11 protein-coding genes are annotated in these 13,031 nt (G+C 75.4%); 3 read left to right on the top strand and 8 right to left on the bottom strand.

The genetic code is table 11. The annotated features are described in order from the left end of the window. Positions 1-19 precede the first annotated feature (19 nt). The 3 genes from WHI96_RS12330 to WHI96_RS12320 all read right to left on the bottom strand — a co-directional run bounded on the left by WHI96_RS12330 (position 20) and on the right by WHI96_RS12320 (position 4,722). Complete coding sequence (locus WHI96_RS12330) at positions 20-1,063, bottom strand: ABC transporter substrate-binding protein (RefSeq protein WP_345649047.1); 1,044 nt, start codon at positions 1,061-1,063, stop codon at positions 20-22. Positions 1,064-1,171: 108 nt separating this feature from the next. After that, positions 1,172-2,968: an ABC transporter ATP-binding protein gene (locus WHI96_RS12325; RefSeq protein ID WP_345649049.1), complete on the bottom strand. Its 1,797-nt coding sequence runs from the start codon at positions 2,966-2,968 to the stop codon at positions 1,172-1,174. After that, a complete protein-coding gene (locus tag WHI96_RS12320; protein WP_345649052.1) occupies positions 2,965-4,722 on the bottom strand; it encodes an ABC transporter transmembrane domain-containing protein in 1,758 nt (585 codons plus the stop codon). Before WHI96_RS12320 ends, WHI96_RS12325 begins: the two co-directional genes overlap by 4 nt. Before the next feature lie 125 nt (positions 4,723-4,847). On the opposite strand from WHI96_RS12320, the gene WHI96_RS12315 reads away from it, so the two are divergent. Then, complete coding sequence (locus WHI96_RS12315) at positions 4,848-5,786, top strand: methionyl-tRNA formyltransferase (RefSeq protein WP_345649055.1); 939 nt, start codon at positions 4,848-4,850, stop codon at positions 5,784-5,786. A gap of 60 nt (positions 5,787-5,846) precedes the next feature. On the opposite strand, the gene WHI96_RS12310 is transcribed toward WHI96_RS12315, so the two are convergent. The 3 genes from WHI96_RS12310 to WHI96_RS12300 all read right to left on the bottom strand — a co-directional run bounded on the left by WHI96_RS12310 (position 5,847) and on the right by WHI96_RS12300 (position 9,554). Next, positions 5,847-6,836, bottom strand: coding sequence for an iron-siderophore ABC transporter substrate-binding protein (locus WHI96_RS12310; protein WP_345649058.1), 990 nt, complete (start codon positions 6,834-6,836; stop codon positions 5,847-5,849). Between the two features lie 106 nt (positions 6,837-6,942). Next, on the bottom strand, positions 6,943-8,379 hold the full coding sequence (locus tag WHI96_RS12305) for a pyridoxal phosphate-dependent decarboxylase family protein (RefSeq protein WP_345649061.1): 1,437 nt from the start codon (positions 8,377-8,379) through the stop codon (positions 6,943-6,945). An 11-nt stretch (positions 8,380-8,390) separates the two neighbouring features. Beyond that, positions 8,391-9,554, bottom strand: a complete 1,164-nt coding sequence (locus WHI96_RS12300; protein ID WP_345649064.1) for a GTP-binding protein — start codon at positions 9,552-9,554, stop codon at positions 8,391-8,393. 186 nt (positions 9,555-9,740) lie between these two features. Between WHI96_RS12300 and trpS the strand changes: the two genes are divergently transcribed. Further along, the gene (trpS, locus tag WHI96_RS12295) at positions 9,741-10,808 is read left to right on the top strand and encodes a tryptophan--tRNA ligase (protein ID WP_345649067.1); all 1,068 of its coding nucleotides are present in this window, start codon (positions 9,741-9,743) and stop codon (positions 10,806-10,808) included. Here the strand turns inward: trpS and WHI96_RS12290 are convergent. After that, a complete protein-coding gene (locus WHI96_RS12290) occupies positions 10,780-11,424 on the bottom strand; it encodes an MOSC domain-containing protein (protein WP_345649070.1) in 645 nt (214 codons plus the stop codon). The genes trpS and WHI96_RS12290 overlap by 29 nt on opposite strands. A 47-nt stretch (positions 11,425-11,471) precedes the next feature. Further along, the gene (locus tag WHI96_RS12285) at positions 11,472-11,600 is read right to left on the bottom strand and encodes a hypothetical protein (RefSeq protein WP_345649077.1); all 129 of its coding nucleotides are present in this window, start codon (positions 11,598-11,600) and stop codon (positions 11,472-11,474) included. Between the two features lie 213 nt (positions 11,601-11,813). On the opposite strand from WHI96_RS12285, the gene WHI96_RS12280 reads away from it, so the two are divergent. Then, positions 11,814-13,016 (top strand): MFS transporter, encoded by a 1,203-nt coding sequence (locus WHI96_RS12280; RefSeq protein WP_345649079.1) that lies wholly within the window; start codon positions 11,814-11,816, stop codon positions 13,014-13,016. Positions 13,017-13,031: the final 15 nt, after the last annotated feature.

Raw genomic sequence — 13,031 nt, 5'->3', positions numbered from 1 at the left:
TGCGGGGAGCGCCCCGGGCTCAGCCCTGGGCGGCGGGCAGTGCCTCGAGCTTCGGCACCAGCTTGTCCAGGGCGTACGGCAGGCTCAGCACGCTGCCGTAGCTCAGCGCGGCGGGCAGCGGCTCGGTGCGCTCGGAGCTGAGCATCCACAGCACCCGGCCCTGCTGGACGGCCGTGAGCCGGCTGAACTCCGGACGCGCCTCGATCTCGGCCTTCGCGGCCTCGGTCGGGGCGAGCACGAGCAGCTTGTCGACGTCGAACTCGCCGGCCTGCTCGGGGCTCAGCTGCGCCTCGCTCGTCCCGGCGGCGGCCCGGGTGATCGCCTCGGGGGCACGGAAGCCGAGCTGGGCCAGCAGGTCGGCCTTGATGTCGCCACCGGCGAACGCGAAGTAGTTCGGGGTGTCGTAGGAGACCGCGACGGCGGTCTGCTGCGCCCAGTCGGGGTGCGCGGCCTTGGCGTCGGCGATCTTCTTCTCGGTCGCGGCGACCAGCTCGTCGCCCTGCTGCTCACGCCCGACGGCCTTGGTGATCTCCCGGGTCATGACCTGCCAGGACGCGGTGTAATCCTCGAAGCCCTCGGGCTGGGCGACCGTCGGCGCGATCCTGGAGACCTGGTCGTACTGCTCCTGGGTCATGCCCGAGTACGACGCGATGATCAGGTCAGGCTTCAGCGCCGCGATCTTCTCGAGCTGGTACTCCTCGCGGACGCCGACGACCTCGGGGGTCTGCCCGGCGAAGCCCTGCTCCTGCCACAGCCACTTGTTGCCGGCCGGGGGCTGGGAGAACCAGTCGACGATCCCGACCGGCGCGATCCCGACGGCGAGCAGCGCGTCCGGGTCGGTGTAACCCAGGGTCACGACCCGCTTCGGCTCGGCGGTGATCTCGGTGGACCCGTACTTGTGCTCGACGGTCACCGGGAACGTGCCGGACGCGGCCGGGGTGGCCGGCGTCCCGTCACCGCTGCCGCCCGAGGGGGCCGAGGAGCACCCGGCGAGGACGAGGACACCGAGCAGGGCGACGAGGAGCGGGCGGAACCGTCCCCTGGACGGTGAAGCGTGAGGCATGACGTTCCTGTTCTCTCGACCCGGTGCGCCGGCCGAGCCGCGCCCCGGTGATCCGTTGTGGCAGTTGAGGCTTACCTAAGTCCCGGGCCAGGTCAAGACCCCCGCACCTCAGCTGCCGCCACGCCGTGCGGGCTCCCCTCGCAGGCCGGTCCAGGCCTGCCACAGCTGCGCGAACCGGCCGCCGGAGGCGACCAGCTCGGCGTGCGTGCCGGTCTCCGCGGTCCGCCCGGCCTCGAGCACCAGCACGAGGTCGGCGTCGGCGACCTGGCTGAGCCGGTGCGCCACGACCACGGCCGTGCGGCCCGCCAGCGCGGCGTCGGCGGCGCGCTCCAGCTCCGCCGCGCCGGCGCTGCCGGCCTCGGCGGTCGCCTCGTCGAGGATCACCACCGGTGGGTCGGCCAGCACCAGCCGGGCCAGCGCGAGCTGCTGGGACTGCACCACGGTCAGCGCGTGCCCGGTGTCCCCGACGACGGTCTCCAGCCCGTCGGGCAGCCGGTCCACCCAGGGCGCCGCGCCGACCGTGCCCAGGGCGGCGCGCAGGTCGTCGTCGGTGGCGTCCGGGCGGGCCAGGCGCAGGTCCTCGGCGAGCGGCCCGGCGAACACGTGCACCTCCTGGGTCACCAGGACGACCGGCGCCCGCCCGCCGCGGTGGTCGATGCGCTCCAGCGGCACTCCGCCGATCTCGACGACCCCGGCGTCCGGGGTGTGCATCCCGGCGACGAGCTTGGCCAGCGTGGACTTGCCCGCGCCGCTGGTGCCGACCAGCGCGACCCGGGTACCGGGGGCGAGGTCGAGGTCCACCCCGGACAGCGCCGGGTGGCCGTCGACGTAGGAGTGGGTCAGGCCGCGCACCCGCACCCGGGCGTCGGCGGGCACGGCCGGGTCCTGCGGCGGGGCGGGCGGGTCGATCTCGGCGACGCCGACGATGCGCCGCAGCCCGGCGACCGCGGACTGGGCGGCGTCGAGCTGGAACAGCATGATGTTGATCGGCGTGAACAGGTTGATGAAGTACAGCGCCGCCGCGCTCGCCGTACCGATCGTCGTGCTGCCGCTGCCGACCAGCACGAACCCGGCGACCAGCACCCCGCTCAGGCCGAGGACCTCACCGGCGTTGAGCCGGCCGAAGAAGCGGGTCTGCAGCACCACGAGCCGCTGCCCGATCCCGGCGACGGCCTCGGCGCGGGCACGGACCCGGTCCAGGTGGTCGTCGGTGAGGCGGAACGCGCGCACCGTGCTCACCCCGGCCGCGGTGTCGAGCAGCTGCTGCTGCTGGGCCCCGCCCGCGATGCGCTCGTCGTCGTAGAGCGGGCCGGAGTGGCGCAGGAACCAGCGGGCGGTGACCACCTGGATCGGCACGGCCAGCAGCGCGCCGAGCAGGAACCGCCAGTCCAGGGCGGCGAGCGCGACCAGGGTCAGGCCGATGATCAGCGCGGCCCTGGCGAACTCGGGCAGCGCCTCGCGCACCGCCTCGCCGACGACCTTGACGTCGTCTGTGACGCGCGAGGTGAGGTCGCCGGACCCGGCCTGCTCCAGGGTGTCCAGCGGCAGGTCCAGCGCGCGGGCGACGAAGCGCTCCCGCAGCCGGGCCAGCATCGTCTCCCCGACCCGGGCGATCAACGCGATCCCGGCGAAGGCGAGTACGCCCTGGACGACCGCGACCCCGGCCAGTGCGGTGACCGGCGCGGCCAGTGCGGACGGCTCCGACCCGCGGGCGGCGAGGTCGACGATCCGGCCCAGCAGCGGTGCCGCGACCAGGCTCACCGCCGCCCCGGCGACCAGGGCGAGGAGTGCGGCGACGGCGGTCCCGCGGCGCGGCGCCAGCAGTTCGCCGAGGACGGCGCGGGTGCGGCGCCCGTCGGCGACGGGCAGCAGGCGGGGCCCGGACGGCTCGGTCCCGGTGGTCATCCGGTCACCACCCTGCGGTAGTCGGTGTCGTCGGTCATCAGCTCGGTGTGCGTCGTGTCCGCGACGACGCGGCCGTCGCGCAGCACCACCACGCGGTCGGTGACCGCGAGCAGTGCCGGGCTGGTGGTGAGGAGGACGGTCGTGCGGCCGGTGCGGTGCTCGCGCAGCCGGGCCGCGATCTCGGACTCGGTGACGGCGTCGACGGCCGTCGTGGGGTCGTGCAGCACCAGCACCGGGGGATCGGCGGCCAGCGCCCTGGCCAGCGCGACCCGCTGGCGCTGCCCGCCCGACAGCGAGCTGCCGCGCGAGGTCACCGGGGTGTCCGCGCCCTGCGGGAGGGCCTCGACGGCCTGGTCGGCGCGGGCCGCGGCCATCGCCGCGACCGTCGCGGACCCCGGCGCGCCGTCGCCGGTCGCGGCGGTGACGTTGTCCAGGACGGTGCCGGTGAACAGGTGCGCGTCGTGCGCCGCGACCAGCAGCATGGACCGGGTGGCGGCCGGGGCCAGGTCGTCGACGCCGGTGCCGTCGAGCAGGATCCGCCCCTCGTCGGGCGCCACGTCGCGGGCCAGGCAGCGGGCGAGCGCGGTCGCCGCGGACGGGTCGGGGGCGACCACGCCGAGCAGCTGACCGGCGGGCACCTCCAGGTCGAGGCCGTCGAGCGGGCCGTGCCGCAGCCCGGTGACCGCCAGCGCGGCCCGGCCGGCGGTGGGGTCGGCGCCGGGGTCGGCGGTGGTGGGATCGGCACCCCGGCCGTCGCGGCCGGGGCCGACGGCGGGCGGTGCGGAGAGGATCTCGGCGATCCGCCCGGCCGAGGCCCGAGCCTGGGCGAGGCGCGCCCCGGCGATGCCGAGGGTCTGCAGCGGTCCGACGAGGAACTGGGCGAGCCCGACCGCGGAGACCAGGTTGCCGACGGTGATCGACCCGTCGAGGGCGAGCAGACCGCCGACGAGCGCGATGACCGCGAGGAACAGGCCGTTCGCGAGCTGGACGGTGCCGAGGAACCCGGCCTCGGCGCGGGTCGCCCGCAGCGTGGCGCCCAGCGCGGTGCGGCTGCTGGCCGCGTACTGCTCGGCCGCGGCGGGCCCGGCGCCCAGACCCTTGAGGACACGGATGCCGGACACGAGGTCGGCGGCGGTGCCGGCGGCGCGCGCGGCCCGCTCCTGCTCGGCGCCGCTGCGCCGCTCCAGCGGCCGCCCGACCCGGCCGATCAGCCACAGCAGGGGCGGGGTGCCGAGCAGGATGAGCAGGCCCAGGGGGAGCGAGATCCGCAGCAGCGCGACGGCGGCGACCACGAGCGCGGCCGCGGCGGCCGCGGCCGTGGGGATCCAGAAGTTCATCACGGCGACGCGCTTGGCGTCGGCCACGGCGATCGAGGTGATCGAGCCGGGCAGCCTGCCGGTCTCGGCCCCGCCGCGGTGGTCCAGCAGCCGCGCCGCCACCCGGGTGCGCAGCCCGGCGTCGGCACGCAGGTCGGCGTGCAGGGCCTGCCGCGCGCCGAACCGGTAGCTGTAGGACAGCATCGCGAAGTCCGCGGCCAGCACCAGCAGCCAGACCACCAGGCTGCCGACGTCGCCGGTCGCGACCGCGCGGTCGATCACGACTCCCACCAGGACCGGCACCAGTGCCTCTCCGACCTGGTGTCCGCACAGCAGGACGGTCGCCGCCGCGACCCGGCCGCGGAACGACCTGATCGTGCCGCGGACCACCTCCCGTGCGGTGACCTGTGTGTCACCGGTGCCCCTGTGCTCGGTCATGAAGGCAGGCTAACCTCACCGACGCGCGGCGATCATGACGGTGGGTGGGTACCCCGCCGCTCTCCGGTCGGCGCACCGTCCGGCGCCCGTCGTCGCGCCACATCCCAGAAGGAGGTCGACATCCCGTGCGTGTCGTGTTGTTCGGTTACCAGAAGTGGGGAGCCCGGCTGCTCGCCGACCTGCTGGACTCGCGACACGAGGTGGTGCTCGTCGTCAGCCACCCGGAGGAGGGCGAGCCGTCCCCGGTGATCTTCCAGGAGTCGCTCGGCGACCTGGCGCGTGAGCACGGGATCCCGGTGCTCTACCGGGAGAAGGCCGTCGACGCCGAGCTGGTCACCGCGATCACCGGTTCCGGCGCCGAGATCGGGGTGGCCTGCAACTGGCGCACCTGGATCTCCCCGGAGGTGTTCTCCGCCCCGCCGCGCGGCACGGTCAACACCCACGACTCGCTGCTCCCGCGCTACGCCGGGTTCTCCCCCCTGAACTGGGCACTGATCAACGGCGAGAGCCAGGTGGGCGTGACCGCGCACTGGATGGACGCCGAGCTCGACCGCGGCCCGATCATCTGCCAGCGCACCGTGCCGGTCACCCCGACCGACACCACCGAGGACCTGTTCGAGCGCACCGTGCTCCTGTTCGGACCGCTCGCGCTCGAGGCGTTCGACCGGGCCGAGCACGGTCCGCACGAGTGGCTCACCCAGGACCCGGCGCACGCGTCGTTCTTCCACAAGCGGGCCGACGAGGACAACCGCATCCCCTGGGACCGTCCGGCCGCCGACCTGGTCAACCTGGTGCGCGCGCAGACCGGGCCGTACCCGAACGCCTGGTGCCTGCACGAGGGCGCGCGGCTGCGGGTGCTGGAGGCGACGGTGTCGCGGGAGCGCTGCGGCGGGACCAACGGGCGGATCTTCGCCCGCGAGGGGAGCGGGGTGGTCGTCGTCGCCGGGCCGGACGCCTGGCGCGGTGGTCAGTACGGCCTGGTCCTGCAGCGGGTCAAGGACGCCGACGGTGTCGAGCACGTCGCCGGTGACCACTTCCGCCGCATGGGGGGCTACCTGACCTGAGTGACCCCGGCGGGGGCACCGGTGGACGTGACGTCCACGTCCACCGGTGCACGGCCGGCGTCAGTTGCCGGGGGCCCGGCCCTTCAGCGCCGCGTCGAGCTGCGGCGCGACGGTGTCGATGGCGTAGGGCAGCGACAGCGGGCTGGAGTAGCCCAGCGCGGCGGCGAACTCGGTCTCGAACGGCCCGAGGTAGGCGACCCGGCCCTGCTGGACCGCCGGGATCGCGCGGAACACCGGGTCGGCCTCGGACTCGGCGCGCGAACGGCCCAGCACCACGAGCACGTCGCTGTCGAGGTCGCCCTGGCGCTCCAGCGAGAGGGTCTGCGAGTCCGGCCGGACGGTGAAGCCGAGGCCGGCGAAGATCTGGGCGCGCAGGTCGTCGGTGCCCATGTCGTAGGGGACGCCCTCGATGAAGAAGTCCATCTTCAGGTTCTTGCCCGCGAAGTCGGGGTGGGCCGCCCTGGCCTCGTCGAACTCGGCGCGGGTCGCGGTGATGACCTGCTCGGCCTGCTCGGTGCGGCCGGTGGCCTGCCCGGTGATGCGGGTCTGCTCCTCCCAGCCCGCGGCGTTCGTGCCGTCGGGGGTGCCCTGGGCGACGGTCGGCGCGATCTGCGACAGCGCGGTGTAGGTCGCCTGGTCCATGAAGGAGTACACGCCGAGGATCAGGTCGGGCTTCAGCGCGGCGACCTGCTCGACCGGGATCTCGGACCCGGTCAGCAGCTGCGGCTGCGTCCCGCCGAGTGCCTCCTGCGCCCAGGGGCGCTTCGCGTAGTCGTAGTCGCCGATGTTCTCGCGGACCCCGACCGGCTTCACGCCGAGGGCGAGGGCGAAGTCGGCGTCGTTGAAGCCGACGGTCACCACCCGCTGCGGCGCGGCGGGGATCGTCGTCTGCCCGAAGGCGTGGGTGAGGGTGACCGGGAACGCTCCGGTCGGGGCGTCGCCGGCGGGTGCGGGCCGTGCCGCGTCGCCGGAGCCCCCGGAGGAGCAGCCGGCGAGTGCCAGCAGCAGGACCACGCACGCGGCGAGCGCGCGGAGCAGGGGTCGGGGCATGGGGGCGGTCCTTTCGACGGGACCCGTGCGGGCGGGGTGCACCGGGCGCCGGGGAATCAGGTCAGTACACCCTTCCGGGTGGACAGGCGAACCTTACCCGTGGCGGTCACGATCGGGCAGACAGGACATCCCACACGACGTCGAGGTGCTCGCGGCCCGTGGTGATCCCGCCGAACGCCACCCGCACCACCGGGTGCCCGTCGACCTCGGTGCCGGTGAGCAGCACCCGTCCGTCGGCGTTGGCCCGCTCCAGCAGCGCGGTGGTCGCGGCGTCGCCGGCGCGTGAGCGCAGGCAGACCAGTGACAGCACCGGTGCGCACGCCAGCTCCAGCTCGTCGTGCCCGCGGACCCGCTCGGCCAGCTCGGCGGCGAGGTCCACGTGCCCGCGCAGGTGCGACCGCAGGCCGGACAGCCCCTGGCCGTGGAGCACCGCCCACAGCTTCAGCGCCCGGAACCGCCGCCCGAGCGGGAGCTGCCAGTCCCGGAAGTCCACGACGGCGCCGGAGTCGGAGTGCGCGTCGCGCAGGTAGGCCGGGGTGATCGACAGGGCGGCCGGCAGCGCGCGGGCGTCGCGCACCCAGAGCAGCGAGGCGTCGAACGCGGTGAGCAGCCACTTGTGGGCGTCGGTGCAGAAGGAGTCGGCTCCGGGCCCCGGGCCCGGGTTCACGCCGTCGAGCACCCAGCGGTGCTCCGGGCAGAGCGCGGCGACGCCCGCCCACGCGGCGTCGACGTGCACCCAGGCCCGGTACGGCCGCGCCGCCGTGACCAGGGCCGCGACCGGGTCGCTCGACCCGGTCGAGGTTGTCCCGACCGTCGCGCACACCAGCACCGGGACCAGCCCCGCGGCGACGTCCGCCGCGAGGGTGTCGGCCAGCGCGGCCGGGTCCATCGCCCGCGAGCCCGGGGTGCAGGGGACGGTCCGCAGTCCGTCGGCGCCGAGTCCGGCCACCCGCACCGCCTTGGCCAGCGACGAATGCGTCTCGGCCGTGACGTAGACGCGCTCCCGGCCGGTCACCCCGCGCACCCGCCAGCCGGAGTCCGGGTCCGGCGCGGCCCGGTGCAGCGCGGCGGTCAGCGCGACCAGCGCCGCGGAGGACGCCGAGTCCTGGATCGAGCCGCCCCCGCCGCCGTCGTGGGTGAACGTCTCGGCGAGCCCCATCGCCCTGGCCAGCTGGTCGGTGACCGCCTGCTCCACCTCGGTGCACGCGGGCGAGGTCGACCAGAGCATCCCCTGCGCCCCGGCGCCGCCGGAGAGCAGCTCGCCGAGCAGCGAGGTCAGCGAGGCGTTCGCCGGGAAGAACGCGTGGAACCCGGGGTGCTGCCAGCGGGTGTCGGCGTCACCGGTGACGGCCTCGACCAGCGACGGGAACGCCGCGAGCGGCTCGGGGTCCTCGTTCGCCTCGCGGGGGAAGCGGGCCCGCACGGTGCCGGGCTCGACGAGGTCGCGGACGGGGTGGCGTTCGATCCCGGCGCGGGCGTCCGCGACGGCGTCGACGAACAGGTGGCCGAGCGCGCGGAACTCGTCCGGGGTGAGGTCGGGCACGCGGCCGGACGCTACCCGGCCGCGGCGACGTGGTCGTGCCCGTGCAGGTCGTCCAGGTCCCACTCGGGCAGCGGGTCGGGCAGGGCACGCCAGGAGGCGGGCCCGGCGAGCAGCTCGTCGTCGGTGAGCAGGGCCGGGTCGAGGCGCGCGGTGACGGCGTCACGGGTCAGGCCGAGGCCGATGAACACGATCTCCTGCCCGCGCGGGCCGTCGAACGACGACCACGGCGCCGCCGGGTCCAGGGCCATGTTCGGACCGGCCTGGGACCACATCCCGGCGACGTCGGGCCGGGTCGCCAGCCAGCAGAATCCCTTGCTGCGCAGCAGGCCCGGCCACTCGCCGAGCGCGTCGAGCAGCCGTGCGGGGTGGAACGGGCGCGCCGCGCGCCAGGTGACGCTCGCGATGCCGTACTCCTCGGTCTCGGGGGTGTGCGAGCCGTTGAGCTCCTGGGCCCAGCCCGGCGTGGCCGAGGCCGCCGCCGGGTCGTAGCGACGGGTGTCGAGCAGGTCGGCGACCGGCACGTCCCCGCGCACGGCGCGCACGAGGCGGGCGCCCGGGTTCATCCGCGACAGCAGCGCCTCGATCCGGCCCAGCGCGTGCGGCGCGACGAGGTCGGTCTTGTTGAGCACCAGCAGGTCCGCGAACTCGACCTGGTCGGCGAGCAGGTCCGACAGGGTCCGCTCGTCGCCCTGCGCCGCCTGCAGCTCGCGGTCGGCGAGCGAGTCCTCGCTGGTCAAGAGCGTCTCGAAGGTCGAGGCGTCGACGAGGGTGACCATCGTGTCCAGCCGTGCGACGTCGGACAGGGAGCGTCCCGGCAGTGTCGTCCCCTCGGCGAAGGTCCACTCGAACGTCGCCGCGACCGGCATCGGCTCGGAGATCCCGGTCGACTCGACGACGACGTGGTCGTAGCGCCCCTCCGCGGCCAGCTCGCCGACCGTGGTCAGCAGGTCCTCCCGCAGCGTGCAGCAGATGCAGCCGTTGGTGAGCTCGACCAGCTTCTCCTGGCTGCGGTGCAGGTCGACCAGCGCGCCGTCGATGTTGACCTCGCTCATGTCGTTGACGACGACGGCGATCCGCCTGCCCGCGCGGTTCGCGAGCAGGTGTTCCAGCAGCGTCGTCTTCCCCGCGCCGAGGAAGCCGGACAGGATCGTGACGGGAACGCGACGGTCGGCCATAACGAAGATGATAACGATTGTCGATTGATCGGGTGTAGGGTGCCCCCGTGCGTTCCTCCCGTCCCGTCTGGTGGCGGCTGCTCCCCGCAGCCGCGTAGACGCACGTCACCGTCACCCCGGGCTGCCCGAGCAGTCCGGCGGCATCCGGTGTGTCTCGTGCAGCTCCCCGTTCCCCAGGAGCTGATCATGGATTCCCTCGCCGCCACCGTCGCCCGGATGCCCGCGCTGCGTGCCGCCGTCGCCGCCGACCCGTCGTCGCACCGGGTGCTGACCGGGGAGCGGCCGACCGGCCCGCTGCACCTGGGGCACCTGGTGGGCACGATCTCCGAACGCGTCCGGCTGCAACGGTCCGGTGTGGACGTGCTGGTGATCCTCGCCGACTATCAGGTGGTCACCGACCGCGACGTCGCCGACCGGCTGGCGGACCACGTCCGCGGCGCGGTGCTCGACCAGCTCGCCGCCGGGCTCGACCCGGACCGCACGACGGTGTTCGCCCACTCTGCGGTGCCCGCGCTGAACCAGCTCCTGCTGCCGTTCCTGTCGCTGGTCACCGAGGCCGAGCTGCACCGCAACCCGACGGTGAAGGCCGAGCACGCGGCGTCCGGGCGCGCGTTGTCCGGGCTGCTGCTGACCTACCCGGTGCACCAGGCCGCGGACATCCTGTCCTGCCGCGCCGACCTCGTGCCGGTGGGGAAGGACCAGCTCCCGCACATCGAGCTGACCCGGGTGCTGGCCCGGCGCTTCGCCGAGCGCTACGGCCCGGTGTTCACCCCGCCCGAGCCGATGCTGACCGACACCCCGGAGCTGCCCGGGCTCGACGGGCACAAGATGTCCAAGTCCCGCGGCAACGCCGTCCCGCTCGGCGCGACCGCCGACGAGACCGCGGCGCTCGTGCGCCGCGCCCGCACCGACCCCGAGCGGCGGATCACCGTCGACCCGGACGGCAGGCCCGGGGTGTACGGGCTGCTCGCGACCGCGGCCCTGTGCCTGGGCCGCGACCCGCACGAGCTGGCCGCGACCCTGGACGGGGCCGCCGCGCTGAAACGGCTCACCACCGACGCGGTCAACGACCACCTCGCCGGACACCGCGCGCGGCGCGCCGAGCTGGCCCGCGACCCCGGGCTCGTCGACGACGTGCTGGCCCGCGGCAACGCCCGCGCGAACGCGCTGGCCGACGAGACACTCGACGCGGTCCGCACCGCCATGGGGATGCGCTACGGCCGGGTCAGCGCCGGGACGCGGTCCGCTTCGTGACGGTCTCCCGGATCTCCGGCAGCAGGTGCTCGCCCGCGGCCAGGAGGTCCGGGAGCCGGGCCGGCTCGGCGAGCAGCGCCCGGAACGCGTCGGCGACGGTGACGCCGTGCCCGGGCCGGTGCTCGACGGTCACGGCGTCGCCGGCGCGGACCTCGCCGGGGGACAGGACCCGCAGGTAGGCGCCGGGACGGGCGGCCGCGGTGAACCGCTTCACCCAGCCCGCCCGCTCCAGGTGCGCGGCGAAGGTCCGGCACGGGATGCGCGGCGCGGTCACCTGCAGCAGCACCCCGCCGACCCGCCAGCGCTCGCCCAGCTCCGCGCCGCACACGTCGACGCCGCGGGTGGTGAGGTTCTCCCCGAACATCCCCGCCCGCAGCGGGCCCAGCTCGGGGGCGAAGGACTCCAGGTCCTCCCGGGCGTAGGCGTAGACGGCCTGGTCCGGGCCGCCGTGGTGGTCGGCGTCGCAGATCGTGTCGCCGGCCAGTCCGCTCGCCGCGGGCGCCGGGACGTCCACCCGGACCGGACCGGGTACCGGCCGTTTGTCGATGCCGGAGGTGCCGGCCTTGGCGAGGATCGGGCGGGACATCCCGGTGTTCACGGACTCCACGACGGACACCCCGCGACGGTAGGCGTGCCACCGCCGCCGACGCGAGGGGGTTCCGCTCACCCCGCCCCGTGGGCCCGCCGCAGCTCGGTCTCGAGCACCTTGCCCGACGGGTTGCGCGGCAGCGCGTCCACCAGCGCGAGCCGGCTCGGCTGCTGGTAGCGGGAACCAGCCGGTCGGCGCGCCACGCGGTGAGCGTGTCCAGGTCCGCGACGTCCGCGGGTCGGCCGGTGCCGGAGCGTCCGGTGTGGCCCGTGCGTGCCGCGCGACGACGTCCGCCGCGGTCGTCCCGTGACCCGTGATCGTGCCCACCGGTGCCTCCCGAGCCACGCCTGCCCCCCCACTGTGGTCCCGCTCACCCCGGTGGGCGAGATCACGGCCCGCCGTGCAGGGTGACGCCGGTGAGCACGACCCCCGACGGCAGCGGTGCCGTCCCCGACGGCACCCGGCGGCTCCGGCTGCTGCAGCTGGCGTCGCTGACGAGCACCGTGGACCGGTTCGCGATCGCACCGTTGCTGGTGCCGATCGCCGCGTCGTTCTCCGCGCCGCTGGCCGCGGCGGCCGGCGCGGCCGGGGGCTACTTCCTCGCCTACGGCCTCATGCAGGTCGTGTGGGGGGTGCTGTCCGACCGGATCGGCCGGGTCCGGGTGATGCGCCTGGCCCTGGTCGGCGCGGTGCTGGGAGGGGTCGCCTCGGTGCTGGCCCCGACCCTCGCCGTGCTGGTCGTCGCCCGGGTCGTCACCGGCGCGTGCACGGCGGCGCTGATCCCGGCGGCGCTGGTCTACGTCGGTGACACCTGGCCCGCCGCGGTCCGGCAGCGGCCGCTGTCGGACCTGCTCGCCGCGACCGCGCTCGGCACCGCCGTCGCCACGGCCGGGGCGGGCCTGCTCGCCGACCTGGCCGGGTGGCGCGTCGTCCTGGGGACGACGGCGGCCGGCAGCGCGGTGCTGTTCGTCGCGCTGCGGGCGCTGCCCGAACCCGACGGCGGCCGCACCACCTCGCGCGGGATCGCCGACGCGGTGCTCCGCCCGCTGGCCGCGGTCGCCGGGAACCGCTGGGCGCGGCTGGTGCTGGCGCTCGCCTTCGTCGAGGGCGCCGTCGTGCTCGGGGTGCTGACCTACCTGGCCCCGGCGCTGCAGGCCGGGGGCAGCTCCGCCGCGCTGGCCGGGCTCGCGGCCGGGGGCTACGGCGTCGGCGCGGTGCTGTTCTCCCGGGTCGTGCGACGCCTGGTCGGGCGCCTGCGCGCGGCCGCGCTGGCCGGTACCGGCGGCGGGTTCCTCGTCGTCGCCTGGGTGTTCCCGCTGGTCGCCGTCCACCCCGTGACGGTCGCCGCGGCCGGGCTCTGCCTGGGTGGGGCGTGGGCGTTCCTGCACTCGACCCTGCAGACCTGGGCGACCGAGGTCGTCCCGCAGGCCCGTGCGACCGCCGTCGCGCTGTTCGCGACACTGCTGTTCCTGGGCAGCTCGGCCGGGACCGCACTGGGCGCCCCGCTCGCCGACGCCGGGCGCTTCGCCCCGCTGTTCGCCGCCGCCCTGGTGGTCTCGGTGCCGCTGGCGCTGGTCGCCGCCTGGACGCGCGCCCGCTACGCCCGCCGCGCCACCTGACCTCCCCGCGCCGCG

Source organism: Pseudonocardia tropica (assembly GCF_040105315.1).
GTDB classification, from domain to species: domain Bacteria; phylum Actinomycetota; class Actinomycetes; order Mycobacteriales; family Pseudonocardiaceae; genus Pseudonocardia; species Pseudonocardia alni.
The sequence above is the reverse complement of the archived record's forward strand: the minus strand, read 5'-3'. Positions and strand labels throughout refer to the sequence as shown.

Excerpts from the sequence above, each read along its gene's own strand:
- WHI96_RS12330 (WP_345649047.1), bottom strand. The coding sequence starts at position 1,063 with ATGCCTCACGCTTCACCGTCCAGGGGACGGTTCCGCCCGCTCCTCGTC.
- WHI96_RS12325 (WP_345649049.1), bottom strand. The coding sequence starts at position 2,968 with ATGACCACCGGGACCGAGCCGTCCGGGCCCCGCCTGCTGCCCGTCGCC.
- WHI96_RS12320 (WP_345649052.1), bottom strand. The coding sequence starts at position 4,722 with ATGACCGAGCACAGGGGCACCGGTGACACACAGGTCACCGCACGGGAG.
- WHI96_RS12300 (WP_345649064.1), bottom strand. The coding sequence starts at position 9,554 with ATGGCCGACCGTCGCGTTCCCGTCACGATCCTGTCCGGCTTCCTCGGC.
- trpS (WP_345649067.1), top strand. The coding sequence starts at position 9,741 with ATGGATTCCCTCGCCGCCACCGTCGCCCGGATGCCCGCGCTGCGTGCC.
- WHI96_RS12310 (WP_345649058.1), bottom strand. The coding sequence starts at position 6,836 with ATGCCCCGACCCCTGCTCCGCGCGCTCGCCGCGTGCGTGGTCCTGCTG.